This window comes from Hymenobacter cavernae (assembly GCF_014641455.1).
GTDB classification, from domain to species: Bacteria; Bacteroidota; Bacteroidia; order Cytophagales; family Hymenobacteraceae; genus Hymenobacter; species Hymenobacter cavernae.
In genome coordinates this window covers 426,190-451,177 of sequence record NZ_BMHT01000002.1, presented here as the reverse complement: position 1 = coordinate 451,177, position 24,988 = coordinate 426,190, and the positions used below count along the sequence as shown (strand labels likewise).

Genomic DNA, 24,988 nt, shown 5'->3' with positions numbered 1-24,988 from the left:
ATGTGGATTATAAAATGATGAATCATACTCCTATTCAAAGAATAGTAATTACAAATGTATGACCAACCTTATGATATATAATATTAGCCAACCTTAATTAATGATAGTCACTTTCACTCAGTTGATTATGCTCTGGTTTTAGCAGGAAGACTAGTTCATACCTTTTCCAAACGTCCTCGCCCTTCAGGCAAAACCCTGACCGGCCTTGAAGCCTGATCAGGGTTGCAACCTCGGCAAGAGGCACATTCAACATTTGCGGGCGCTACATCTAGCCGCCATTTTCGCCTTTCTTCTGATCATCGTTGCGGATGGCTTTGCGGGGGCGCGACGGGCCAGCATCTGTCGAGCCGAACTGGTAGTTGAAGCTGAGGCGCACAGCGCGATTATAGGCATACTGGTCGCTGCGCAGGTTGTAGCTGTCGGGCACAGCGAAATCGGCGCGAAAGAGGATGGTGCGGGAAAACGGATTTTCGAGGTTGAGCGTGAGGCTAGCTTTCTTATCAAATAGCTCCTTTTTCACGGAAAGCGTATGGGTCTGAAAGCCACTCACATCACCCTGCAACAAGATGCGCCGCGAGCTGACGTACATCGAGGCTTGCAGGCTGTAGCCGTGCTCGAAAGTCCAGGCCGAGGAGAAGTTGCCGTTGTACATGAAACCTTGGTTGCCAAAACCTAGCATCGGGCTCTTCACGCTGAGATAGAAGGCATTAAGAGTAGCGTTCAGCGTCCATTTGGGATTGGGTTTGGTAGAGCCGGTGATGCTCAGACCGCCACTAGACCGACGCGCGACGTTCTGGAAAGTGCTGTAGAGCACGCTGGTGTTAGTAGTATCGTCGGGGAAGATGGTGCGGGCCGGCACCGGGGTGAACACCTGCTGGATGGCATTGTTAGTCTGCCGCCAGTAGGCCGAGAGGTTCAGCGTGCTGCTCTTGTGACTGGTGCTGTAGCCTAGCTCGTAGGCGTCGGCCAGCTCGGCGCGCAGGTTGGGGTTGCCGGATTGGGCCGAGCGTCCGTTGTTCACGTTCACGTACGGATTCAACAGCCAGATATCGGGGCGCTGAATGCGGCGGGTGTAGCTAATCTTGAGCTTCTGTTCTTTGTTAGCGCCAAAGTCATACGAGGCCAGCACGTTCGGAATCACGTTCGTGTAGTCCTGCCGCACTTGGTCGGTGGAGGTGGCAAAATCGCCGAGCACGCTGGTGTGTTCCACGCGGGTACCTAGCTTGAAGCTGTACACTTTATGCAGGCTGAAGCCATACGACAAATAAGCTGCGTACACATTCTGCTGATAATCGAACTGGTTGGAGCGAGACGGCACTAACGCCAAGCCGCGGCCTTCGAGGCTATCGGCCTGCACGGTGTAGTCGCTGCTGGCGCGACGCAGGATGGTTTTGGCACCTAGCTCCAGCAGGCCCGTGCTGTCGGTTGGCTGAGCGTAGTCGGCCTGAAAGGTCAGCTCGCGGTTGCGGCTCGTATTCACGTTCGTTTCGTGGTAGTCGATGCCTTCGCTCCGGAATTGATCCAGAAAATACGCCTGCCGGCCCGTGCTCGTGCTCAGCAAACCCAGCACGCTGAACTCCTGCTTCGGCCGCTTGCCGGTGTGGGTATAGCCAGCATTCACATCGAGGCTCGGAAAGCGGTTTTCCGCATAAGGCCAGTCAATATCGCGGCGATAGATGTCATCGGGCAGATTTGGCGCCGTGTAGGCGGAAGTCATGCCGCGCGTGCCGCGGTAGCGGAACAGCTCGGTGTTGGCACCTAGGGTCAGCACATCCTTGGTAGTCAGGTCGTAGTCGAAACTCAGCCGGCCGGTCAGGCCTTGGTTGTAGTTGCGGGTGGCGGTGCGCTGACTGAGTTGGGCAACTTCGCCGGGAGCCAGCACATCGGTGCGGCTAATCTCGCTGTGGTAGCGGTTGAAGTACGACGCCAAACCTAGCTCTGACGTAGTAGTCAGCTTGCCTTGGTGCTGCGTGATGCTGCTGTTCAGGCTGTTATTCATGTTGCCCACCGTGGCGCTGATTGAGCCCGTCGTGCCCGATAGGTCGCCTTTCTTCAGAATAATGTTGATGATGCCACCCGAGCCTTCTGCATCGTATTTGGCCGAAGGTGAGGTAATTACCTCCACCGACTTGATCTTGTCGGCGGGTAGGCGGCGCAGGGCGTCGGCGATGTTGTTGGCGAGCATGCCGCTGGGTTTGCCGTTGATGAGCACCTTCACGCTGGTGGAGCCGCGCAGCTCGGGGTTGCCGTCGGCGTCGAGGCTGAGCATGGGCGTTTTCTTGAGCACGTCGGCGGCCGTGCCACCGGTGTTGCTCTGGTCTTTCTCGGCGTTGTACACGAGGCGGTCGGCTTTGTTCTCGATCAGCTCCCGCTCGCCGGTCACTTTCACCTCACCTAACTGCTGGGCGGCCGGCGTCAGCAGAAGTACACCTAGGTTTGGGGCGCTGCCGCTCGTCACGTTCACATGCTCCAGTATTTTGGTTTGGAAGCCTACAAAGCTGATACTGAGCTTGTATTCGCCGGCCGCCACTTTGGTAAAGGAGAATTCGCCCTTGGCGTTGCACACGCCGCTTTCCACCATCTTACCGGTGGCCTGATCGAGCAAGCCGACGGTGGCAAACTCGACCGGCTGCCGGGTGCTGGCATTCACCACCGAGCCGCTGAGGCGGCCTTGCCCCGCCGTGGCTTTTACCGCAGGCGCTGCTACGGCAGCCGGGGCTTGTGCCAGCAATGACTGACTGAGCCCTATGAACGCAGGAATAAATATTAAGTGTTTCATAATGAGCATTTTGATAGAACCAGACAGCTCCGGTGAAGGCACGTAAAGAGCCGGCTGCCAGCAGAGCGGGCAGAGGAAGAGTGGAAAATGGAAGGAGGTTTGTGGGAGCTAGCTGGGCGCTTGCGGAAAGGCAGGGTGCAAGTCTAGGTTGTGCTTACTGCGTAGATACGGAAGGGCAACATAGGGCGACTTTTAGTACGAATATTATCGTACTTCAAACTTATACGAATAGATTCGTAGCACCAATTAATTCTACGAAATATTTCGTTTTTATTTTAGAGAGCAGGATTGCTGTAGAGACACCTAGCTTGGGTCTCAATCGTTGCTGATGCTATTTACCTAGGTTGCTCTAGGCTAAGCTGTTCTATTGCAGATCGTTCTGACGCTGAGACACAGACAGGTGTTTCTACTTCGTTTTGCGGAAGTACACGTCGTTGCTGATGGACTCTAGTTGCACGAGCGGGCCGGTGCCGTTGAGCGTGCCGCGGAGCTGGTAGCCAACCGGGCCGGGCTTGTCGCGCTTGTTCTGGAAGACAATATCCTGATCCGTATACACTTCGCCGGTGATGGTCTTCATGGCTAGCTCGGCACCCTTGGCGGCGGGCCAGCTCACGTCGACGGCGCCGCTGATGGATTTGGCTTTGATGGCCGCCGTGGCGCCTTTCACGTTCACATCACCACTGATAGACTTGGCATCGAGGGCGCCGGTGGGACCTTGCACGTCGATGGAGCTGCTGATGGTGCTCACGGTCAGGTCGACGCCGTCGGGGACGGTGATTTCGTAGGTGATATTGGTGCAGATGGAGTAGCCTTTCTTGCCATTCGACCAGTTGGAGTAAGTTCGCGGGCCATTCTCCGGGCAGTCGTTGGCTGGCGAGTTTTTCAGCATCTCCTCGTTTAGCTCCGATTTCAGCGTGACGGCGTCGGTGGTGCTGGTGAGCGTCAGCTGCAAGGCGTCGTTGAGCTTGTTCTGGTTGATATCGACGCTGGCTTTCACCGCCAACGCCTTGCCCACGCCTGCCCGAATCCGAATAGCATTGCCCTGGGGCAGGTTGAGCACTACGCGCTGGCCCTTGGCAATGGGCGCGTTCTTTTCGATGATTTTTTGGGCCATAGCACCAGGCGCCACGCCCAGCACAAATCCAACTACAAGAAGAGAGAAGAAAGAGGGACGCATGATGGTAGGCTTTGAAGGTGAAGGGGTTGGTTATTTTACAAGGGAGTAATTCTGGAAAAGGCAGCTGCTGTTTCCCGCAGAGGAGCGCGAAGGTTCGCAGTGTTCTGGCAAGCACCTAGGTTGGCTCCTTCTTTCGTGCTACTTGGCTTTGCGCACGAACACGTCGCCGCTGATCGTCTTTAGCGTGATGGAGGTGCCGCCGCCGTTGAGGGTGCCGTTTACCGTTGTGCCGCCGACCTGGCGCATGGTTTCGTTGCCGCTGCCTTTGGGCAAGGCCAAGTCGAGGTCGGTGTACAGCTCGCCCGAAATGGAGCGCATCGTGAGCGTGGTTTTGCTGTTGGCCGGCAGCGTCACGTCCACGTTGCCGCTGACGACGGAGATGGAGCTAGGTTCGGGGCGCAGATTGGCGAAGCGCACGGTGATGTCGCCGCTCACGGTGTTAGCCACGACCGGGCCGGTCACGTTCAGGAGCTTGGCGCTGGCATTTTTCATGGCTACTTCCACGCTGCCGTTCAGGTTCTGGAGGAGCACGTCGCTACCGCCGCCCCAGCCGCTTTGGGTGAAGGCTACATCGGCGCGCCGCGGCACCCGGATGGTGTAGGTACCTTCTTTGCGGGAGGCTTTCACGATGCGCAAGGTGTTGTCGGAGCTGGTCACCGACAAACCTAGCTTGGTGTTGTCGACGGCCGAATTGTAGACGGCGTGCAGACCTTCGGCGCGCTTGTTAGGCTCTTCGTAGCCATTGCCTTTAATGACAACCTCGTCGCCGTCAACACCTTCCACGGTCACGTCGCCGGCCTGCATTTCGATGACAATTTTGTGGTCTTTGCCGCTCAGCTTGGTGCGGTATTCCTGGGCATGAAGGGCAGAAGACGAGGCGAGCACGACGCCGGCAGCGGCCAGCAAAACAGACTTTTTCATAGCAAACAATTAGTTTTAATTTGGGCAAAAGCAGGCCTGCGCCGGGAATTTTCATCCGGCTGGAAAGGCAAGCTAAGTGTGGTGTGAGACTTTAGTTGATTGTCATGTTGAGCTGGTCGAAGCATCTCTACCGCTTCGTTGTGCTAGCGTCAGAATTACCATTGCGGTGGAGATGCTTCGACCAGCTCAGCATGACGTTCTATTCTAAATCAGTAAGCCGATGCCTTGTTCGGCCTGTTGGCGCACGGCCGGCAGGGCGTCGCGGCGCTGGGCGAGGCGCTCTAGCTGAGGCACGGCCTCGGGCGTACGCAGCGCCACGAGCAGCTCAATCAGCGTGATCTGCACGTTGGGGTCAGTTTGCAGGGGCAGGGAGTGTACCAGCGCGGGCGCTACCCTAGGATCTTTGCGCAGGCGGTAGAGCGCTTCGCAGGCAGCCAGACGCACGTTGGGGTTGGGGTCAGTGTTAAGCGTATTAACAAGCACCAACACCGTAGCATCGTTCTGCTGATTGGTGGTAGGCGCGTTGCTCACCAGCTGAATCCGGTCGCTGGCGGTGGCGGGCTGCGTGGCTGCCGTGGCAAGCTGGGTGGCGAGGGAAGGTTTGCGCGTCTGGTTGGCTGCAAGCTGCTCAGAACCAGGATGCAACACCAGGCCGAGTACCACGCCCACGGCTACCAGCAGAATGCTGGCTGCTACTTGCAGCCACTGCCGCGTGGCCGGCCGGCTCCACATCAAAATTACCTTGGCTTCGTGCTCAACCCTAGGTTCGGCGTTGGCAATTGGCGCGACGTTCTCAGTCGTTAAAGCCGCTTTTTCGCGGTGCAGCATCGCCATAAAGTCGGTGCGCATTTCGGGCGTGGGGCAAGCGAGAGGCAGCCCTAATAGATCTTGCGCAAGGGTCTGGTACTGGGCTACTTTCTCCTGGCAAGCGGCGCAGGTAGCTAGGTGTGCTTCCACTTGGGCTACCTCCGCCGGAGCTAGCTCGCCCTCGGCGTAGGCCGGCAGCAAGTCTTCCAGCGCGGCGCAGGAAGCAGGCAGATCGTGAGAGGTGAAAGACGTATGCATGGCACTAAGGAAAAATCAGCTGAAGTAAATTTTACGCAACGCTTCCAGGGCGCGGTGCGCTTTCACGCGGGCGGCCCCGGCAGTGCACCCCAGCAGCTCCCCGATTTCGGCGTAGTCGAAACCCTGGAAGCGGTGCAGCACCAGGATTTCGCGCTGGTCGGGCGGCAGCAGGGCCAGGGCTTCCTGTAAGGCCGCGTCACGGTCGGTGGCGGCAGCGTGGGCCAAGGCCGAACGCCCGTAGCTGGCGGTGTGCTCGATCTGATCCACGTCGGCGGTCGGCCGGCGGTTTTGCTGCCAGTGGTCGGTGTGCACGTTGCGGGCCAGCTGGTAGATCCAGGCCCGAAACGGCTGGCCGGCGTGGTAGCTGGCGCGGTATTTCAGCACGCGGTAAAACACGTTCTGCGCTAGGTCTTGGCTCACCTCCCGGTCGCCGGTAAGCCGGCACAGAAAGCTGAACAACGGCTGGTGGTAGCGCTCAAACAGCGGCACGAGCTGATCCAGGTTGTCGGCCTGTACCTGCGTCATCAGCGCCTCGTCGGTCGTTTCCACCAGGGTTTCGGTTGGGGGTGAAAGGGTGCGTTTTTGGAAATTTGACAGGAGTACCGGAAGCAGCGGCAAACGTTACAAGCACTCTGAAAAATTTTTCGGGTAGGCTGTAGAGCCGCAACATATTGCGTCTTGTAATTGAACGACCTGCCTAGAACGATGCGGTTCAGAATGACCTAGGTAAACAACATCCGTAACGACGAGACGCAATATGTTGCGTCTCTACAGGTCGCTGGATGAGCTGCTGTAAAATATTACGCCGCTATAGCACGTTGAGCAGGGCAAGCACCTAGGTCTGTGCCATCAACAGCAAAATTCTGGTAGTAAGTAGGACCAAAACTTTGTTCGTGCCTCACTAATAGTATTCTGTCTATGATAACTATTCACATTCAATCTTCTGAACGAATGTTAGTTAGCAAAACAGATCGGTATTATTTCACGATTTGGCACGATTTTTCAAATATACCTAGCACAGCCCCTAGCTCCTGGGTAGCGCGCCCGAGTAGTCGCTGGCTTATTCTTCTTTCCACTCCCTTCTCTTCTTAGCGATGAACTTTCTGCGTCTTGGCAGCCGCCTGGCTGTGGCTATTCTTTTGGTTTCTGCTTCTTTGTCAAACGTTCAGGCTCAGGTATTTAAGCCTATTCACCGGCCGGTGTACACGTATTATGAGGAGCCAGTTCACCCCAGCGTGGCGCGACCCGTAAAGTTCGGCGTGCGGGCCGGCCTGAACGTAGCCGACTGGTCGGGTGAGGCAGCGCAAACGCTGCTCTCTACCAGCAACTTAACCAACGCGGCCTTAGCCAAGGATACTAAAACCGGTTTTCACGCGGGCCTCTACGCCACCATTCCGTTGGGCAAGCACTTCGCGCTTGAGCCCGGCGTGCTCTACTCGCAGAAGGGCATCACGACCATGGGCACAGTGCCGGTGCAGCAAGGCGAGGCTCTTGCCCTACGGCAGGGCACAGCTACAGCGCGCATGAACTATATCGACGTGCCGGTGCTGCTCAAAGCCTACGTAGTCAAAGGGTTGTACCTCTACGCCGGGCCGCAGGCCTCTTATCTGATGAACGGCAACGTACACGTCACTTCAGGCGGCACCGATGGCTCAGGCTATCAGCAGGATATCAACGTGAAAGACCAGTTCCGTGCCCTTGACCTAGGTGCGGCGGGCGGCCTGGGCTACCAGTTCGACAACGGCCTAGGTTTCAGCGCCGGCTACGACTACGGCCTTTCTTCCCTCGACAAAGACGGCAGCTCCAACTCCCAGAACCGGGTCTTCAAAGCCTCCGCGAACTTCTCTTTCTAATGCTCCTTTTCCACTGCCAAGTAAAAAGCCCCACTGCATTGCGGTGGGGCTTTTTGGTGGTGATTGGAAGTAGAGGGGGTTATAAAGATGATTTACATATTGATCGAACACATCTTATAGATAAACAATACGCTTTCCTTACCTGCTAGCGCGCCCCGTACACCGGCGCCTCCGGGCGCAATCCTTCCGCCATTTTCAGCAGCCGCACCAGCTCGGCGCGGTAGCCTTCCGGGTCTTTGCCGCGGGCGCCGCTAGCCAGGCTGATGGTGTTGGCGTAGGTAGCCGAACCTAGGTGGTCGGACTGGCGCAGGAGCATGCCGAACTGGGCCACGGCCGCCGCAAAGCGCAGGTTTTCGGAAGCCTTTTCGATGGGATTGGCTGCCCCGCGCAGGCTTCGCTCCAACAGGCGACTGGTGGTGCCCTGTGGTTCTTTGTAGCGCAGCTTCACCGTCATCACATCAGCAATGCTAGGCACCTTGGCAACCGCCGCCGCAGGCTGATACTTAAGCTTATCGACAACGGGCGGCGCACCCACGGGCACGATTTCGTAGAGGGCCGTGACGGTGTGGCCGGAACCTAGCTCACCGGCGTCTTTGCGGTCGTTGTTAAAATCTTCGGCGGCGAGGGTGCGGTTTTCGTAGCCGATGAGGCGGTATTGCTGCACCCGCGCCGGGTTGAATTCGAGCTGAAGCTTCACGTCTTTGGCAATAGTGAACAGCGTGCCGCCGAACTGCCGCACCAGCACGCGGCGCGCCTCGTCGAGGTTGTCGAGGTAGGCGTAGTTGCCGTTGCCTTTGTCGGCGAGCAGCTCCATTTTGCTGTCCTGCAAGTTGCCTTCGCCCACGCCTAACACGGTGAGGAACACGCCCGACGCGCGCTCTTGCGTAATGAGCTGCTCCATGGCGTCGTTGCTCTGCTCACCCACGTTGAAGTCGCCGTCGGTAGCTAGGATCACGCGGTTGTTGCCACCTTTCTGGAACTGCTCACGCGCGATGCGGTAGGCCAGGCGCAAGCCCGCGCCACCAGCCGTGGAGCCGCCGGCTTGCAATTGGTCGATAGCACCTAGGATTTTCTCCCGCTGCGCGCCGGAAGTTGGCGGCAGCACCAAGCCGGCAGCACCGGCATACACCACCATCGCCACCTTATCCTGGGGGCGTAACTCCTTCACCAGCAGCCGCAAGCTAGCTTGCACCAGCGGCAGCTTGTCGGCGTCCATCATCGAGCCCGACACGTCGATGAGAAACACCAGATTAGCCGGCGGCAAGTTCTGGGTTTCCACTTTGCGACCTTGCAAGCCGATATGCACCAGCTGGTGCTGCGGATTCCAGGGGCAGGCAGCCAGCTCCGTCGTGACAGAAAAAGGCTCGTTGCCAGTTGGTTGCGGGTAGTCGTAGGTGAAGTAGTTCACCATTTCCTCGATGCGCACCGCATCACGGGGCGGGCGCTGGGCTTGATTGAGGAAGCGTCGCACGTTGGCGTAGCTAGCCGCATCCACGTCGATGGAGAACGTGCTTAACGGCTCCTGCTGAGCAGAATGGAAGCCGTTTTCCTGAATTTTGGCGTACGATTCGCGGGTTTCGGGAGTGCGCAATACCGGAACCCGTTCCACATAGGAGTACACTTTGTGCTCGACCTGCTCCTGTACTGGCTCGGAGCTGGTTCCACCCTCAAGCCCATTCAGATCAGGTGACACTTGCTCGAACTTACGTGCTTTCGTGGGCGCACTTCTCTTCAGCATTCTCGCGTCCGTAACAACACTAACGCTGCCCGTCACGTCACGCCTGTGTTGTACCGCCTCACCCGTCACGACTACTTCCTGCAACTGGCTAGGTGTTACCGCCAATACGACATTCACAACCCGCTGCTTACTAATGGTTTTCTCGACCGTTATGTAGCCGATCTGGCTGAAAACAAGCACCCGACTATTCTTCGAAGTGGTTAGGCGGTAGGTACCGTTGAAATTGGTTGAAGTACCCGTTTTGGTGCCTTTCACCACCACCGTCACGCCGGGTACGCCCTGGCCGTTTTTATCCGTCACGCGGCCGCGCACCGTGAGCGTATCAGCTATTGACTTGGTAGCCAACTGCCTTGCTTTCGCAGATTTTGGAGTTTGACCGCTGGCGAGCAGCACGGCCGCTAGCATGATGGCGAGAACGGCGAAAAATAGCTTGTTCATGATAGCAGAGGTTTAGTGAAAGGTCTGTTTGTAAATCCTGATGCTGGAGTGCGGAGAATTCCACACGCGGGCACCGGATTTTTTTAGGCTTTCGGAAAATCTGCTTAACTCTGTAACGCATGTTTTTCAAGCGCCGCCCGAAGTCGCCTGCCGAGCTATCTGATGAGGAGCTGCTCGTCCGCTACCGCCGCCACGGCGACGTAGCCGACCTAGGTGCGCTCTACGAGCGACACATGCCGGCGGTGTTTGCCATCTGCCGCCGCTACCTGCGTCCCGATGAAGACGCTCAAGATGCTGTGATGCAGCTATTTGAAAAGCTCGTCGTCACGCTGCAGCAGCACGAAGTGAGCAATTTTCCGGCGTGGCTGCACACCACGGCCCGCAACTACTGCCTCATGCAGCTGCGGGCCCGCCAGCGGGCCGGACCGGAGAGCGGACCGCTGGTGCTGCACTTTCCCGACGCAGCCGCTGTGGAATCGGCGCCCGCCGCGCATCTAGATGATGAAGCCGACGACCTGGCCCTCACCGAAGAACGCCTCCAGGCTATGGAACACGCCTTGGCCGAACTACCGGAAGGCCAGCGCCGCTGTCTGGAGCTGTTTTACCTGCAAAAGAAATGTTACCGGGAAATAGCCGACGAAACCGGCTACGACCTAGGTCTGGTGAAAAGCCACTTGCAAAACGGCAAACGCAACCTCAAACGCTCCCTCGAATCTTCTGCCAATGCGGCCCGCTAATCCGTCACCGTCTTCCTCGCTGCCTACCTCCTCGGGGGGGCACCTGCCGCTGGCTTTGCTGCGGCAGTACGTGGCCGGTACGCTCACGCCGGCCAGTCAGCACGCGGTGGAAGCGCACACCCTAGGTTGTCCGTATTGCGCCGAAGTGCTGGAAGGTCTTTCCATGACTGACCTGGCTACTACCGACAAGGCTTTGAGCCAGTTGCAGCAACGGCTGCGCACTCGCATCGAGGAGGAAGAGCCACGGCAGGCACCCATTGCGTGGCAACGCCTGTCGACCATCGCGGCGGCGGTTTTGCTCTTCGTGTTGGTGGGCGCTGTTGGCTGGCTAGGTCAGCAGAAGTTTAAAACCCGGCACTCGACCCGGGAAGTCGCCACCGTGACCGTGCGCCCTAGTACGCAGCCGGCTGACGCGCCACTCGCCGCGCCGGCTGCTGCCGCACCTAGCATCCCGCAAGCGGCACCGGCCGACATAGCCATGGCACCTAGGTCCGCATCCAAGCCGCGCTCGGCTTTGCTTGCTAAAAGTGCCAGACCTTCAACTGCCGAAACGGCTACATTAATGAAGGCCAGTGAGTTGCAAAGCGTGGCCGATAGCATCAGCACGGAGCCCAGAGACATGGTAGCGCAGGCCAGCGTGGCCAGATCAGCCAGCACGCCTGATTCGGTTCTGGCACCAATAGCGCAAGAGGCGAAGACCAAGCACGAAGAAGTCGCTGTTGCTGCCGCACCCCAAAATGCGGCAGCTGTCAGATTCCGGCGAGCAGCTCCTGCGGCGCGGCCCAACACGCGACTTATCACTGGCCGCATCATCGATCAGCAATCCGGGCAAGCCTTGCCGGGCGCGACAATTCTGGTGAGAGGTACCAACATCGGCACCAGCACAGGCCCGGATGGCCGCTTTTCCCTAGCTGTACCTAAAAACATTGATGCCCTGACAGTCAGCTCAATCGGCTACGAAACACAGCAGAAAAATCTAGCTAATGACACCACACTCACCCTAGCTTTGGCCGCCAACACGAAGGCGCTCAGCGAAGTAGTGATGGTAGAATCTGGCAGCAAAAGGAAGGGCCAGATGCCCGCGCCGCCCCCCGTTGCCCCCATGCCCGTCGGTGGCTTTCCAGCCTTTGAAGAATACCTCAAAAAGGAGCTGCATTACCCTGAGGAAGCCGAAAGCAAGCATCTGGAAGGAACGGTGAAGCTAGAGTTCACCGTGACCGTAGAAGGCAAAATCGAAAACCTGAAGGTGGTGAGCGGCCTAAGCAAAGAGTGCGACGCCGAAGCCTTGCGACTCGTGCAGGAAGGCCCCAGTTGGCGCCCTGCCATTATCAAAGGCCGCCCTGCCGCCCAAAAGGTTAGAGTAAACGTGCCGTTTATGGTGAAATAGTGAGCTGGTGAACTGGTGAGTTATTGTTTTAATCCGTAAACAGAACGGAACGACAACTCACCAGTTCACCAGCTCACCATTTAGCCGCTGTAGCCGCCGCCGCTTTCGGGTTCGGTGGCGCTGCCGCCGGGCTCAACTTCGCGGGGCAGGTCGGGCTGGGTTTTGATTTCGATGTGGCTGTAGTCGGGGGCCCCGCCGCCTTCCGGCGCGTCTTCGGCTTCATCCTCGGCGCTGATGGCGTTGGGGTTCCACTTGTGCATCACTTCAAACGTAACCTTGGCCGTGATGCGGTACTCGACAATCTTGTTGTCTTTCACCTTGCAGCTCTGGTCTTTCACGTAGATGGAGGTGATGCCGCGCACGGTGGTGCTAGCTTCGGTGAGGGCTTGTTGCAGGGCGTCTTCGAAGCTTTTGGGCGAGCTGGCCAGTACTTCGATTACTTTCTTGATCGTGCTCATCGGTATAAAGGGCGAATTGGTAGGCTCTCCTGTACGCAAGCTTGGCCGACAAGGGTGTGTAGGAACGCGCCACGGCGCGTTCTTACACACCCCATTTGCCGCCGTATAAGGCAGCACGAGGTTGTTCAACGATTGAACGCGCCGTGGCGCGTTCCTACACCGCAGTTCCTTACTTTTGCCGCACCAAGTCGGATTCCTTTAATCAGCTTTCCCGTTCATGCAATTCCGGACCGAAAAAGACACCATGGGCCCCGTTCAGGTGCCCGCCGACGCCTATTGGGGCGCCCAAACCCAACGCTCGATCGAGAACTTCCAAATCGCGCAGGACATCAATAAGATGCCCAAGGAAATCATCCGCGCGTTTGCGTACCTCAAGAAGGCTGCGGCTCTCACCAACCTCGACGCGGGCATCTTGCCGCAGGAAAAATCCGACCTGATCGGCCGCGTGTGCGACGAGATTCTGGAAGGCAAGCTCGACGACCAGTTTCCGCTGGTGGTGTGGCAAACCGGCTCGGGCACCCAGAGCAACATGAACGTGAACGAAGTGGTAGCCTACCGCGGCCACGTGCTGCAAGGCGGCGACCTCCTTGATGAGAAAAAGGCCCTTGCTCCGAACGACGATGTGAACAAGTCGCAGAGCAGCAACGACACCTTCCCGACGGCCATGCACATTGCCGCCTACAAGATTCTGGTGGAGGTGACCATCCCCGGCATCGAGAAGCTGCGCGACACCTTGGCGCAGAAGTCGAAGGAGTACATGAACATCGTGAAGATCGGCCGCACCCACCTCATGGATGCCACGCCACTCACAGTAGGGCAGGAGTTTTCGGGCTACGCCTCGCAGCTCGACCATGGCCTGCGCGCTATTAAAAACACCCTAGCTCACCTTTCGGAGCTAGCCCTCGGCGGTACGGCCGTGGGCACGGGCATCAACACGCCTCCCGGCTACTCAGAAAACGTGGCCAAGCACATTGCCAACCTGACGGGCTTGCCCTTCGTGACGGCCGAAAACAAGTTTGAAGCCCTGGCCGCCCACGACGCCATTGTGGAAGCGCACGGCGCGCTCAAGACGGTGGCCGCCAGCCTGATGAAAATTGCCAACGACATCCGTTTGCTGGCTTCGGGTCCGCGCGCGGGTATCGGCGAGCTATTCATCCCCGACAACGAGCCTGGCTCCAGCATCATGCCCGGCAAGGTGAACCCGACCCAGTCGGAAGCCATGACGATGGTAGCAGCGCAGGTGATGGGTAACGACGTGGCCATCAACATCGGCGGCATGAACGGCCACTTCGAGCTGAACGTATTCAAGCCCTTGATGATCTATAACTTCCTGCACTCGGCCCGTCTGATCGGCGACGTGTGCGTGTCGTTCAACGATAAGTGCGCCGTAGGCATCCGCCCCCTGGAAGACAACATCAAGAAGCACGTCGATTCGTCGTTGATGCTGGTAACGGCCCTGAACCCGCACATTGGTTACTACAAAGCCGCCGAAATCGCACAAACGGCCCACCGCGAAGGCAGCACGCTGAAGGCCACGGCGCTCAAGCTAGGTTACCTGACGGAAGAGCAGTTCGACGAGTGGCTCAAGCCGGAAGACATGGTCGGCGAGCTGCCGAAGTAAACGCTTAATGCTACAGGCGCTAAACCTTAGCGCTGTGCTTTACGAACAACGGGCTGCTGGCTACCATGCTGGCAGTCCGTTTTTTATGCCTGCTGCTTTCCCTCAGTTTGTGGCGCCGTTCCGCGCCTTTCTGGATAAGATTCCGCCTAGCGGCCGCGTGGTTGTGTTCTGCCACTTCGATGCGGATGGACTGGCAGCGGGTGCCCTATTTGGCCGCGGTCTGCAACGCCTACAATCTAGCTGGCAAGTGGAAGTACTGCCATCGGGCAAAGGCGAAAATGCTTTTTTGACGCCTTCCATCCGCGAAAAGCTGCTGGCGCTAAAGCCCGATGCTTTGATCGTCACGGACCTAGGTGTCCATGCCAACGGCACCCTGGAAGCCGACGGCGTGCCGGTGCTCTACGTCGACCACCACATTCCCGAAGGCTACCCGCCCACCGGCAGTACGGTGCTGACCGGCTATGGCCTCGACCCAGTGCCGTGCTCGGCATGGCTGGCCTACGAGCTAGTTGCTACGGAAGCAGAAATCAATGATTTACAATGGGTAGCGGCCATCGGCATCATCTCCGACCTAGGTGACGCCGCACCGTGGCCGCTGCTAGCCGAAACCAAAAAGCAATACACCGCCAAGTGGCTCAAAGAAGCCGTAGCGTTGTGCAACGCCGCCCGCCGCGCCGGTGAGTTCGACCTAGCTCGACCGCTAAGCCATTTAATGCTAGATGATAACCCGCGTCCATTAGCGCAGGATACCGTGCTGGCCGAATACCGCGCCGAGGTAAGTGCCGCTCTGCAAGCCGCCCGCCGTCTGCCGCCGCGCTTTCCCAAAGCTAGCCCTGATGCGGCGCCGGTAGCCCTCATTACCTTGGATTCACCCTGCCAGATTCACCCGCTTATTGCTCAGCAATGGATTCAGCGCCTGCCGGATCGGGTGGTGCTGTGCGCCAACCTAGGGTATTTACCGGATGGCAACATAGCTGTAGCCGGCCGCACGGCCAACCGCGACCTGCATATTCCGGAGCTGCTACGGGCTGCCTTTGCGCGCACTGTCGCCGTGCCGCCCAGCAATTTTGCCCACGGCCACCCGCAAGCGAGCGGCGGACATTTGTCGGCAGCTGATTTTGAGACGTTGTTGCGCGGGTTGGGATATGAGGTGTGAGCTTCTCTGTCATTCCTCGCTTAGCTCGGAATGACAGGAAAACCAAAGGTGCCTTTTCATTTTCCGGAACTCTATCTTTGCGGCCCAAATCCACCCCTCTATGGACTGTTCCCGCTGTATCACGCTCGAAAATTCCCGCGTCCGGCTTCGGCCACTGGAAGCTTCGGATTTTGACGCGCTGAAAGCCATTGCTTTCGACGCTGAAATCTGGCAATGGATGATAACGCCGGCGCCCAGAAACAGCGTCGATCTGGCGGCTTACCTGGCTGATGCCATAGCTGCCCGCAATGCTGGCGCACGCTACCCGTTTGCTATCATCGACCGGAAAACGGGGCGCCTTGCGGGCACCACCAGCTATTGTAGCTTCGCCATGAACGACCGACGCCTCGAAATTGGCTGGACGTGGCTGGGCAGGGAGTTTCAGCGCACGGGTATCAACCGGGCTGCCAAGCACTTGCTGCTGAAATACGCCTTCGGAGAGCTAGGTTGCGAACGGGTTGAGCTGAAGACAGATGCCCGCAATACTAAATCGCAGGAGGCCATGCGGCGCATGGGTGCTACGGAGGAAGGCACGTTGCGCAGCCACCTCATCACGCAGGGCGGTGTACGTCGCGACTCGGTGTATTTCAGCATCTTAAAGCCTGAGTGGGACGAGTTGCGCCAAACCGTGTTCCGCGAATATGACGCCCGTGGCTAAGCCGAACCCCGACAAACGCAGTCTGCTGCGGCGCCGCGCGGCTAGCTTCGGGCACGCCTTTCGGGGTATCTGGCTGGCGTTGCGCTCGGAGCTGCACTTGCAGTTTCACGCCGCGGCTACCGTTATTGTGGTTGGCCTAGGTTTTTACTTCGAGCTTACCGCTACCGAATGGATGCTGGTGGCCGTAGCCGTCGGTACCGTCTGGACGGCGGAGCTGGTGAATACGGCCATTGAAGCGCTAACTGATCTGGTGTCGCCGGAGTACCACCCGCTGGCGGGCAAAGCCAAGGATGTAGCGGCGGGTGCTGTACTGGTAGCCGCTGTTGCGGCGTTGGTAGTAGGACTGTTTATTTTTGGGCCGCGCGTGCTGGCGTTGGTTCACTAACTATTGCTGAGTTGATTCGTTAGATAGAGAGAATGGACAACCTAGGGTATTGAACCTAGCAGATAAGCTGCAAAGCAACTTGTCTGCACGTTCTACACGCTGAGTTCTACATCCTTCGTTCTACTCCAAATCTCGCAAAATGAAGCTTTCTACATTCGTTGCCGCTGCGGCCTTGCTGCTCACCACAGCCTGTCAGCATAAGTTAGCCGTGCAAACCCCCAACGACCCACCAAATACCGGCACGACGAATCCTTCCTCAAGTCTGACGCCGGCCCCAACCAGCACCGCTACCAATATTCCGGTGCCCGATGCGGCAGTGGCTACGTTCGATACAACGGCGCGCCCGCCGTGGCTGCAAGCCAAAATCCAGAAGCTGCAAGCCGAGGAAAAATCGAATCCGCCGACGCAGATTTTTCGCTACCGCTACCGCAACCAAGTCGTGTATTATGAGACCGGTCCGTGCTGCGACCAGTTTACTAACCTTTACGATAGTCGCGGCCGCTTGCTGTGCCACCCCGATGGCGGCCTGACCGGTAAAGGCGACGGCAACTGCCCCGATTTCACAAAAGAACGCACCAATGAAATGCTGGTCTGGCAAGATCCTAGGTAATAGTGAAATGGTGAGATGGTGAAATAGTGATTTGACGTTCTACTTGTGCAAATTGCGCAGCCAGAACAGCAAATTCACTATTTCACTACCTCACCATTTCACCTCATGGTTAACACCAACGAGAAGCTCGCCATTTACAACGTATGGGCTAATGAGACGCTGCTGCGTCATCTGGACAAAACCGTAGCCGAAACGGGGCAGCCAATTCCGGCACCCATTCTGCGCCTGTTCAGCCACGTTCTCAATGCCCAGTTCATCTGGGTTGGCCGCCTCACCAACACACCCAGCCCCGTGAAAGTGTGGCAGGAGCACCCGCTGGAAGAGTTGCACCGCATGCACGAGCAAACGTCGGCAAAGTGGGTCGGCATCGTGCGCGCCGCTGATGAAGCGGAGCTGAACCGCACCATTTCGTACACCAACTCCGCCGGCGATGCTTTCACGAGCGTGGTGTCCGACATCTTCACCCACATGCCCGTACACGCCAACTATCACCGTGGTCAGGTAGCCATAAAAATGCGCGAAGCGGGCCTAACGCCCATCAATACCGACTTTATCACCTACTGCCGCGAAATGGATGCGCAGGGCAAAGACCACATGAGCCTGTAGGTCTACTGAATATTTTTCAGCAGAAAAGCCTTCCTGGTACGATCCAAGAAGGCTTTTTTTTGTTATAGCTCTGTTTCTAACGTTTATCTATGCCAACTACAACCGCGCCCGTCCTGACCGCTGAGCAACTAGCCACCGGTTATTCATATGCCGCTTACCGTCAACTCATTGATGAAGCGCTCGAACAAGACCGCACCACCGGCCCCACCCAGTCGGAGGAGCTTACCAAATACACGCGCCTGAACGTGCAGCGCATGAGCCGCATCGACAAAACGGTGCAGCTTCTGCCCGAGCTGCGCGAAGCCGTAGCCAGCCTGCAAAACCGCTACGTGTGGGCCGTCATTACGGAAGGCTGGTGCGGCGATGCCGCCCAGATTGTGCCCGTACTGGAAGCCGTGGCGCAAGCCTCGGGCGGCAAGATCGAAACGCGCTACCTGCTCCGCGACGAGAACCTAGGTCTGATGGACCGTTACCTCACCAACGGCGGCCGCTCCATCCCAAAGCTCGTCGTGTTGAACGCTGATGCGCTTACGGAAGTCACCAACTGGGGGCCGCGCCCGGCGGCCGCGCAGGAGATGTTCATGCGGCTGAAAGCCGAAGGCCTGTCGCACGACGAGTTCGTGACGCAAGTGCATGGCTGGTACGCCAAAGACAAAACCCAATCGACGCAACAGGAGCTGTTGCAGCTGGTTCAAGCCCTAAGCTAGGTTCTGAGGTCATAAAAAAGCCCAACCAGAATTCTGGCTGGGCTTTTTTATGACCTGCTTCTACTCTAGTTCAGATTCACCTTGCCCATATCCGAAATCTGATCATTAGCTACAGTAATCGGCGTAGCTACTGCGTTCTTGTAGGGTGCTATCGTCTTGAACTCAACGCGGTAAGCACCAGCGGGCAAGCCACTCATCAGGAAACCACCCGCAGCATCGGAAGTGGTGCTCACCGTGTCGTTGGGTGCCACGGAAGTACGAATAGCCAAGATCGTCGGCCTAGCCTCCGCAGGGGTTACCGTCCCTTTGATACCACCCGCCACAGCGTTGGCCACGGTGCGAATAACTGGCTTAAGCAGGAAACGCTCCTTTTTGTCGTTGCCGGGCTTCCAGTTGCCGCGCTCCACAATAGACTTTGCCACGTCGAAGTCGAGCACCAGCGCATACGTTACGTTTTTCGTGAGGTCGGCATCTACTTTCAGCTTCACGCCGGCGGTCTGGCCGCTGGGCGTCTTGAGGTCATAGATTTGTCCGTCTTTGGTCGTCACAGAGTTGTTAGGACCTAGGATCAGCCGGATCTGAGAAATGCGGCCCGCCGGGAAGTCGGCGCTGGTGAGCAGGGCCGAGTTGCCGTTGGTGTACGACATTACATCGTAGGCGCCGGGCTTCAGCAAGGTGAGCGTCTGCCAGCCTTGCGGGTCTACGGCATCGCCTTTCACGTTGATTTCCACTTGCTGCACGTCCAAGGTCACGGCTTTGTAGTCGCCGGGCGCGTCGGTGAGGCGAACTTCCATTTTGGCCATGTTCGAGGCCGAGTCGTTGTCTTTACCGCAACCTGCCAAGGTGGCTATAGCGGCGGTCAGGCAGGGCAGAAGTAAGCGCATTGATTTCATGAAGTGGGAGAGGTATAGAATATAATGAAAACGCGGACCTAGCTTTCAGTAGCTAGGTCCGCGCTCTTGTTAGCAATTATGATTCCTATTGTCCCGATTTCGTACTATCAGCGGGCGTCGTGTTTGTAGAGGCTGCTTTCGTTTTGGGCTTGCCGAAGAGCAGGCCGTTGAGTTTATCCTTGGCTTTGGCTTGCAGCTCCAGGCGCTTCTTTTCCACCTCTGCCTGAGCCTTGGCTTGCAACTCCTGCTGCTTGCGGGCTAGCTCGCGCTGCATACTATCCTGCGCTACCTGGGCGCGGGCTTGCAGCTTCAGCTTGGCATCGTCCACTTTAGCCTGCACCACGTTGCTCACCAAGGTTTTCGCCTGATCTTTCACGCTGCTGGTCGTAAGCTTCACCTGCGGGTTCGTCACCGTACCGCCGATGTTCAGACCTAGGGTCACGCGGTCTGTGCCTTGTAGGTTCGACACACCCGCGAGCTGCGACACCTTGCTGTTGAGCTGGTTACCTAGCTTGCCAGTGGGCACGTTCAGGGCCGTTACGTAAGCCAAAGCCCCGGCTATCGAGTTGGAACCACCCACGGTCATTTTGATCTGCCCTATGGTGAGGTCGAACGGCTTCACGATGAAGTTGCCGTTCACGATTTCCGCCGATATGTCCTTGTTGGCTACGGCAAAGTTCTTCAGCTCCTGAAACTGCGTCAGGCTGCTGATTTTGTTCAGCACTTCAGAGTTGCCCACGGCGGCTTTCACTACTTCAAACAAGCCTTTGCCGTTGAGCGTGTTGTAGTTCGGCATCATATCCGGGCCCATCTCGCCGCTCACATTGAAGTTGGTGGAGAAGACACCCTGCACCAAGCCGGCCATCGGCACCAGTGTCTTGACGGAGTTAAACGCCTGGAAAGCGTTCTGGAAGTTCAGGTCCTTGATGTTGAGGCCAAAGTTGAACTTCGGGTGCGCCAGATCTTTGCTGCTGTAGCTGCCGTTGGTGGCAAAGGCACCACCTAGGGTATTGAAGGTCAGGTTGTTCATCGTAGCGGTTTGGTCGCGCACAGTCACCACCCCTTTCACGTTGCTCAGGTTCAGGTTGTCGTACACCACCTGGTTCACGTTGCTGTTCAGCGTCAGGTCGAAGTACTTCGGAATCTCCAACACGCCTTCCGCCTTGGCGGGCGCTTTGCCCGTGGCCGTCGTTGTCGGCTTAGCCGACACCTCATCCACCATCCATTCGTTCACGTTAAAGCGGTTGCTGTTCACCGTCAGGTTGCCGCGCAACGGCTGGCCAGGCGTGAACAGGTAGCCCATGTAGTTGCTGATGGTGCCCGACGCCGCAATGTCCGACGAGCCCACAAAGCCGGTCATGTTTTGCAGCACAATCTTGTCGTTGTTGAAAGTCGCCGTGGCTTTGGTCACCTTCATGCCCTGCGGCAGATCGGTACTCTTGTAGGTCACGTTTTGCGCATTCACTGTGCCTGAAGCTACTACGCTCTGGTAACGACCCGCTTCGATATCAGCCATCTTGCCTTTGGCGGCTACGTTGCCGCTCAAACGTCCCGTCACCGTCATACCTTCCAGTGGGAATATTTTGGTGATTTTGGTTAAATCAACGACACCTTTCACATCAGCGTCGAATACCGGCTTGTCGATGTTCTGGGCAGCCACCCGGCCTTCCAGCGGCTCCCCATCCAGCAACATCCGGAACTGCGGAATGTCGATACGCGTGTCGTTCACCTGGCCGGTCGTGTTTACGACGGTGCCGTTCAGCGTCAGATTTTCAATCGGGGCCGGGAACTGCTTGCTCTTCACGTAGCCGTTGGTCAGGCGCATGGCCGCATTCACGACCGGCATTTGCGTCTTCGAGTAGGTACCCTTGGCTGTAGCATCCACGAACAGCAAGCCGCGCAAGAGCAGGTCCTGCACCGGATACACCTTCATCATTTCGGCTAGGTCCACGTTGGCTTTTACGCGGCCATTCACGTTCATCGGCTCCAAACCATCCACGGCGACGTTGCCGTCAATCGGGTTCTTACCTAGGTCCAGGTGGAACTGTTTCACATTGACTTTCACATTGTTGGTAAAGCCCGAAGGATTATCCACCATCATATCCACGTTGATGTTACGGGCAGCTTCCGGCAGATCAGGGTATTTGAACATGCCGTTCTTCACCTGCAAGTTCACGCCGTAGCCGGGCATGCGCACATCATCCATCGTGCCTTTGAAGTAGCCATCAAACGCCATCTTGCCGCTCGTCTCGATGTTCTTGAACTTCTCCGTGAACACGCCCGGCACCAGGCTCAGGATGTTTTTAAAGTCGGTTTCCAGCGCTTTAAACTTCAAGTCGAAGTCCATGGCTTTGCCCGGCATGGCAATGGTGCCGGTGAAGCTAGCCGGGAAGTCATTAAGGCGTACGTTGTTGTTCTTGAAAGTGAACAGCATCTTGGCTAGGTCCATCGACATAGTCACATCCGCATCGAGCTTGGTCTTGGAGAGGTAATCCACGCCGGCGTAGTTCATCGTGAAGCTGTCGGCGGTGGTTTTTGAGGTCATGTCGAACACATCCTGCTCGAAGTCGCCGGAGCCGGTATGGTTCACGTTCAGGGCACGCATCGCAAACGGAATGCTCAGATCCTCGTACCGCAACTTGCCGTTCGTGATTTCCCAGCCCTTAACAGCCAGGCTCATGTTGTTCTTCGTCGTGTCTTTGCCTTGCTCCGCCATCGTGGAGTCGGACAGGAAAATATCCCAGTTAGCGCGGCCGCTTTTCAGCACCTTAATGCTGATATCCGGCTCATCCAGCTGAATCGACTTGATCTTGATCTGGTCGCCGCTTACTACGCTCATCAAATCCATGCCCAGGCGAAAAGCGGGCAGGTAAGCCAGGGTGTCGCGGGCGAAAGAATCTTTGCCGATGATGCGCAACTTCTTCACGCTCAAAGCTAGATTGGGAAAATCGCGCAGCAAGCTCACGTCGATGTTGTCCGGGTTGTATTCCACCTTGGCATTCACACGCTCGGCAATCTGTTTGTTAACTGCCGCGGTAATTTTATCCTTGAACAGCACGGGCGCCAAAGCCAGTGCCGCCACCAACAAGACCAGGAAAATGATCAGGCCAACAAAAAATTTACGCATAAGAAAGTAGAGTATGTAGCGCGAGCGTACCTAGGTTGGAACTTGCGCTATAGTCGAAGGAAGGGTTCCGTACGATACAGCCGGTTGAGGGCGCAAGCTAAAGTCTGCGCTTCCATCATAAAACGTTCCGAACTCGACTGCTGTAATTCAACCAATGGAAATAAGCACTTTAGTTCCGGCATTTGTCCGGCACTACGTACGAAACTGCCTGACTAACGCGTTAGAAGGTCAGGTTATGCGCGGATACCAACTCAAATTTCTAACGCAGCGGCGGCAGCTACCCAAACGGCAAGTCGCTGCAACTACGCTGGTGTTAGGACTAAGCGCTGGCTTTTGCATCACGACTACCGCCCAGGCGCAGGATCTGTACTTTGCCCAGCCTTTCGCCTCGCGCCTGCACACCAACCCCGCTTTTGCGGGTCTGCTCGATGATTACGGCGTTACGTTCAACTACCGCAATCAATTTCCGACGCTAGCCGGCTCCTTCCAAACCAGCCAGCTCGCCGCCGATTACCGCTTTCCGACCCAAAAAAGTGCCGTTGGTCTGCTCATCGACTACGACCGTACCGGCAGCATCGGCTACACACGTTTCCAGGCCGGCGGCGTGTACGCGTATCACACCCGCCTCACCGAAGGTCTGAGCCTGAGCGGCGGCATCAACCTGAGCTACGGCAACCAGCGCATCAGCTACGGCAATCTGGTTTTTGGCGACCAGCTTTCCGATGATGGCCTCGTTTTGAACCAATCGTCGGAGGCTTTTGATTACAAACCTACCAGCTACTTTACCGTAGGTACGGGGGTGCTGCTGTACTCCGAGCAATTCTGGCTTGGCGTGGCGGGCCACCATCTCAACCAGCCGGACCTAGGCTTCGCTACCCAGACCCAATTGCCTGTTCGCCTGAATATTAATGCGGGCTACAAATATTATTTTTTGAAATCGACCGTTAAGCAAGAGTATCGCGAAATCAGCCTTTCTCCGGTTGTGAATTACGCCAAACAAGGCGGTTCGCAGCGGGCAGAAGTAGGATTATACGGTACCGTAACCCCCTTAACGCTCGGAATTGTGTACCGCGGTTTGCCTTTGCCGGGCACCGATCACCCCCAAAAAGTGCTAACTACCATAGCAGGAGTGAGCTTCGGAGCATTTCGGCTCGGTTATAGCTATGACGTCAGCCTGAGCCAGTTCAGTGCCGATTACGGCGGGGCTCATGAGATTTCCTTAGCCGTGCGCAACTTCGATAAGTTAGAAGCCGCATGGCGCCGGCTGAAACGGCGGAATTACCCCGCTGCTCCTTGTCCGGCCTTTTAGTTTGTTGTAATATTGCACTCAATTGCCTTATATAAAACCTTTTCTCTCAGGTAGTTTCAACTCGATCATGAATTTCTCCAAGTACCTGCGTTATGCTGTTGTAGGAGCCTGTGCGTTGGCTTCTTGCAAAGGCGGTCCGCCGACAGCCACCAAGCCCGGTAAGTATAGCTCCACTACGGGCATGGAATATAATACCGAGGAAGGGATGAAGGTTGCTGATTATCAAGGCATCCCCGAAGGTCCTGGCCTCGTGTTTATTGAAGGTGGTCGCACTGTACTCGGCTCCGCGGAAGAAGACGTGGCCATGACCCACGACAACATAGAGCGGACCGTAACCATCGCCTCGTTCTACATGGACGAAGCCGAAGTTGCCAACATCCACTGGCTCGAATACCTGCACTTTGTGCGCAAAGACTCTTCGGAGGAATTCTACCAGTCGGCCTTGCCTGATACCACGGTTTGGGCGCGCGAGTTGTCCTTCAACGACCCCTATGTTGACTATTACCTGCGTTACCCCGGCTTCCGCTACTTCCCGGTAGTGGGCGTAAGCTGGCTCCAGGCCAACGACTATTGCACCTGGCGTACGAGCAAGGTGAACGAAACCCTGGCTGGCAACGCGGATGATGGCGGAAGCAGCGGTGGCGGTGGCCTCTTCAAGAAAAAGAAGAAAGGTGGCGACGGCGGCGATGCTGCTGAAGGCACCGACGACTCGGGCAAACCAAAGATTTCGATTGAGAACGGCAACACGCTGCCGAACTACCGTCTGCCCACCGAGGCAGAATGGGAATACGCTGCGCAAGCCCTCATTGGTACGCAGGAAACTGGCAACGAGAACCAAGAGAACAAGCGCATTTATCCTTGGGATGGTCGCCAGGTGCGGAATCCTTATGGTCAGAAGATGGGCCAGTTCCTGGCTAACTTCAAGCGCGGCCGTGGTGACTACGCCGGTATTGCTGGTTCGCTGAACGACGGTGCTATGATCACCGAGTACATCTACAACTATCCTCCAAACGACTACGGCCTGTACAACATGGCCGGCAACGTGAACGAATGGGTGCAGGACATCTACCGTCCGCTGTCGTTCGAAGATGTGGAAGACCTGAACCCCTTCCGTCGTAACGGCTTCCTTGACCCTGCCGAGAAATATGACAAGAAAGGCTACCAGTCGCTCATCGACGACCACGTACGGGTGTACAAAGGGGGTTCGTGGCGCGACGTAGCGTATTGGCTCTCGCCTGGTACGCGCCGCTTCATGGCCGAAGACTCAGCTACGGCTACCATCGGTTTCCGCTGCGCGATGATCAACGCTGGCTCAAACAAGTAA

The 24,988-nt window shown here is 57.0% G+C and carries 21 protein-coding genes; 12 read left to right on the top strand and 9 right to left on the bottom strand.

Annotation, left to right across the window (positions count from 1 at the left end; genetic code table 11):
- Nucleotides 1-268: 268 nt before the first annotated feature.
- From IEX74_RS06360 to IEX74_RS06340, 5 genes are all read right to left on the bottom strand, one after another.
- Nucleotides 269-2,779 (bottom strand): TonB-dependent receptor, encoded by a 2,511-nt coding sequence (locus IEX74_RS06360; protein WP_188812221.1) that lies wholly within the window; start codon nt 2,777-2,779, stop codon nt 269-271.
- Between the two features lie 406 nt (nt 2,780-3,185).
- Nucleotides 3,186-3,956: a DUF4097 family beta strand repeat-containing protein gene (locus IEX74_RS06355; protein ID WP_188812220.1), complete on the bottom strand. Its 771-nt coding sequence runs from the start codon at nt 3,954-3,956 to the stop codon at nt 3,186-3,188.
- Between the two features lie 138 nt (nt 3,957-4,094).
- A complete protein-coding gene (locus IEX74_RS06350; protein WP_188812219.1) occupies nt 4,095-4,877 on the bottom strand; it encodes a DUF4097 family beta strand repeat-containing protein in 783 nt (260 codons plus the stop codon).
- A gap of 204 nt (nt 4,878-5,081) precedes the next feature.
- The gene (locus IEX74_RS06345) at nt 5,082-5,942 is read right to left on the bottom strand and encodes a HEAT repeat domain-containing protein (protein WP_188812218.1); all 861 of its coding nucleotides are present in this window, start codon (nt 5,940-5,942) and stop codon (nt 5,082-5,084) included.
- A gap of 15 nt (nt 5,943-5,957) precedes the next feature.
- Nucleotides 5,958-6,491 carry an RNA polymerase sigma factor gene (locus tag IEX74_RS06340; RefSeq protein ID WP_188812217.1) on the bottom strand — a complete coding sequence of 178 codons (534 nt, stop codon included), beginning with the start codon at nt 6,489-6,491 and terminating at the stop codon, nt 5,958-5,960.
- A 545-nt stretch (nt 6,492-7,036) separates the two neighbouring features.
- Here IEX74_RS06340 and IEX74_RS06335 point away from each other — a divergent pair.
- Nucleotides 7,037-7,795, top strand: coding sequence for a porin family protein (locus IEX74_RS06335; RefSeq protein ID WP_188812216.1), 759 nt, complete (start codon nt 7,037-7,039; stop codon nt 7,793-7,795).
- Nucleotides 7,796-7,940: 145 nt separating this feature from the next.
- On the opposite strand, the gene IEX74_RS06330 is transcribed toward IEX74_RS06335, so the two are convergent.
- Entirely contained in the window at nt 7,941-9,971 is a 2,031-nt protein-coding gene (locus IEX74_RS06330) for a vWA domain-containing protein (protein ID WP_229755136.1), read from the bottom strand.
- Between the two features lie 119 nt (nt 9,972-10,090).
- Between IEX74_RS06330 and IEX74_RS06325 the strand changes: the two genes are divergently transcribed.
- Both IEX74_RS06325 and IEX74_RS06320 read left to right on the top strand, forming a co-directional pair.
- A complete protein-coding gene (locus tag IEX74_RS06325; protein ID WP_188812215.1) occupies nt 10,091-10,708 on the top strand; it encodes an RNA polymerase sigma factor in 618 nt (205 codons plus the stop codon).
- On the top strand, nt 10,695-12,095 hold the full coding sequence (locus tag IEX74_RS06320; protein ID WP_188812214.1) for an energy transducer TonB: 1,401 nt from the start codon (nt 10,695-10,697) through the stop codon (nt 12,093-12,095). Before IEX74_RS06325 ends, IEX74_RS06320 begins: the two co-directional genes overlap by 14 nt.
- Before the next feature lie 80 nt (nt 12,096-12,175).
- On the opposite strand, the gene IEX74_RS06315 is transcribed toward IEX74_RS06320, so the two are convergent.
- Nucleotides 12,176-12,553 (bottom strand): dodecin family protein, encoded by a 378-nt coding sequence (locus IEX74_RS06315; protein WP_188812213.1) that lies wholly within the window; start codon nt 12,551-12,553, stop codon nt 12,176-12,178.
- Between the two features lie 217 nt (nt 12,554-12,770).
- Here IEX74_RS06315 and fumC point away from each other — a divergent pair, with 217 nt between their 5' ends.
- From fumC to IEX74_RS06280, 7 genes are all read left to right on the top strand, one after another.
- On the top strand, nt 12,771-14,174 hold the full coding sequence (gene fumC / locus IEX74_RS06310; RefSeq protein WP_188812212.1) for a class II fumarate hydratase: 1,404 nt from the start codon (nt 12,771-12,773) through the stop codon (nt 14,172-14,174).
- Between the two features lie 34 nt (nt 14,175-14,208).
- Nucleotides 14,209-15,330 carry a DHH family phosphoesterase gene (locus tag IEX74_RS06305; protein ID WP_188812211.1) on the top strand — a complete coding sequence of 374 codons (1,122 nt, stop codon included), beginning with the start codon at nt 14,209-14,211 and terminating at the stop codon, nt 15,328-15,330.
- A 100-nt stretch (nt 15,331-15,430) separates the two neighbouring features.
- Nucleotides 15,431-16,027, top strand: coding sequence for a GNAT family N-acetyltransferase (locus IEX74_RS06300; protein ID WP_188812210.1), 597 nt, complete (start codon nt 15,431-15,433; stop codon nt 16,025-16,027).
- Entirely contained in the window at nt 16,011-16,412 is a 402-nt protein-coding gene (locus IEX74_RS06295) for a diacylglycerol kinase family protein (RefSeq protein ID WP_188812209.1), read from the top strand. Before IEX74_RS06300 ends, IEX74_RS06295 begins: the two co-directional genes overlap by 17 nt.
- Nucleotides 16,413-16,551: 139 nt before the next feature.
- Nucleotides 16,552-17,022 (top strand): DUF6970 domain-containing protein, encoded by a 471-nt coding sequence (locus tag IEX74_RS23150; RefSeq protein WP_229755135.1) that lies wholly within the window; start codon nt 16,552-16,554, stop codon nt 17,020-17,022.
- 105 nt (nt 17,023-17,127) lie between these two features.
- Nucleotides 17,128-17,628, top strand: a complete 501-nt coding sequence (locus IEX74_RS06285) for a DinB family protein (protein ID WP_188812208.1) — start codon at nt 17,128-17,130, stop codon at nt 17,626-17,628.
- Nucleotides 17,629-17,717: 89 nt separating this feature from the next.
- Complete coding sequence (locus IEX74_RS06280; RefSeq protein ID WP_188812207.1) at nt 17,718-18,335, top strand: thioredoxin family protein; 618 nt, start codon at nt 17,718-17,720, stop codon at nt 18,333-18,335.
- A 65-nt stretch (nt 18,336-18,400) separates the two neighbouring features.
- Here IEX74_RS06280 and IEX74_RS06275 read toward each other — a convergent pair whose 3' ends face one another.
- Together IEX74_RS06275 and IEX74_RS06270 are read right to left on the bottom strand one after the other, a co-directional pair.
- A complete protein-coding gene (locus tag IEX74_RS06275) occupies nt 18,401-19,228 on the bottom strand; it encodes a DUF4382 domain-containing protein (RefSeq protein WP_229755134.1) in 828 nt (275 codons plus the stop codon).
- A gap of 85 nt (nt 19,229-19,313) precedes the next feature.
- Nucleotides 19,314-22,355 (bottom strand): AsmA family protein, encoded by a 3,042-nt coding sequence (locus tag IEX74_RS06270; protein WP_188812206.1) that lies wholly within the window; start codon nt 22,353-22,355, stop codon nt 19,314-19,316.
- 235 nt (nt 22,356-22,590) lie between these two features.
- Between IEX74_RS06270 and IEX74_RS06265 the strand changes: the two genes are divergently transcribed.
- Nucleotides 22,591-23,664: a PorP/SprF family type IX secretion system membrane protein gene (locus IEX74_RS06265; RefSeq protein ID WP_188812205.1), complete on the top strand. Its 1,074-nt coding sequence runs from the start codon at nt 22,591-22,593 to the stop codon at nt 23,662-23,664.
- A gap of 67 nt (nt 23,665-23,731) precedes the next feature.
- Nucleotides 23,732-24,988: an SUMF1/EgtB/PvdO family nonheme iron enzyme gene (locus IEX74_RS06260; RefSeq protein ID WP_188812203.1), complete on the top strand. Its 1,257-nt coding sequence runs from the start codon at nt 23,732-23,734 to the stop codon at nt 24,986-24,988.

Coding starts and splice junctions, on each gene's coding strand:
- IEX74_RS06360 (WP_188812221.1), bottom strand. CDS start 2,779: ATGAAACACTTAATATTTATTCCTGCGTTCATAGGGCTCAGTCAGTCA.
- IEX74_RS06355 (WP_188812220.1), bottom strand. CDS start 3,956: ATGCGTCCCTCTTTCTTCTCTCTTCTTGTAGTTGGATTTGTGCTGGGC.
- IEX74_RS06350 (WP_188812219.1), bottom strand. CDS start 4,877: ATGAAAAAGTCTGTTTTGCTGGCCGCTGCCGGCGTCGTGCTCGCCTCG.
- IEX74_RS06345 (WP_188812218.1), bottom strand. CDS start 5,942: ATGCATACGTCTTTCACCTCTCACGATCTGCCTGCTTCCTGCGCCGCG.
- IEX74_RS06335 (WP_188812216.1), top strand. CDS start 7,037: ATGAACTTTCTGCGTCTTGGCAGCCGCCTGGCTGTGGCTATTCTTTTG.
- IEX74_RS06330 (WP_229755136.1), bottom strand. CDS start 9,971: ATGAACAAGCTATTTTTCGCCGTTCTCGCCATCATGCTAGCGGCCGTG.
- IEX74_RS06325 (WP_188812215.1), top strand. CDS start 10,091: ATGTTTTTCAAGCGCCGCCCGAAGTCGCCTGCCGAGCTATCTGATGAG.
- IEX74_RS06320 (WP_188812214.1), top strand. CDS start 10,695: ATGCGGCCCGCTAATCCGTCACCGTCTTCCTCGCTGCCTACCTCCTCG.
- IEX74_RS06315 (WP_188812213.1), bottom strand. CDS start 12,553: ATGAGCACGATCAAGAAAGTAATCGAAGTACTGGCCAGCTCGCCCAAA.
- fumC (WP_188812212.1), top strand. CDS start 12,771: ATGCAATTCCGGACCGAAAAAGACACCATGGGCCCCGTTCAGGTGCCC.
- IEX74_RS06300 (WP_188812210.1), top strand. CDS start 15,431: ATGGACTGTTCCCGCTGTATCACGCTCGAAAATTCCCGCGTCCGGCTT.
- IEX74_RS06295 (WP_188812209.1), top strand. CDS start 16,011: ATGACGCCCGTGGCTAAGCCGAACCCCGACAAACGCAGTCTGCTGCGG.
- IEX74_RS23150 (WP_229755135.1), top strand. CDS start 16,552: ATGAAGCTTTCTACATTCGTTGCCGCTGCGGCCTTGCTGCTCACCACA.
- IEX74_RS06285 (WP_188812208.1), top strand. CDS start 17,128: ATGGTTAACACCAACGAGAAGCTCGCCATTTACAACGTATGGGCTAAT.
- IEX74_RS06280 (WP_188812207.1), top strand. CDS start 17,718: ATGCCAACTACAACCGCGCCCGTCCTGACCGCTGAGCAACTAGCCACC.
- IEX74_RS06275 (WP_229755134.1), bottom strand. CDS start 19,228: ATGAAATCAATGCGCTTACTTCTGCCCTGCCTGACCGCCGCTATAGCC.
- IEX74_RS06270 (WP_188812206.1), bottom strand. CDS start 22,355: ATGCGTAAATTTTTTGTTGGCCTGATCATTTTCCTGGTCTTGTTGGTG.
- IEX74_RS06265 (WP_188812205.1), top strand. CDS start 22,591: ATGCGCGGATACCAACTCAAATTTCTAACGCAGCGGCGGCAGCTACCC.
- IEX74_RS06260 (WP_188812203.1), top strand. CDS start 23,732: ATGAATTTCTCCAAGTACCTGCGTTATGCTGTTGTAGGAGCCTGTGCG.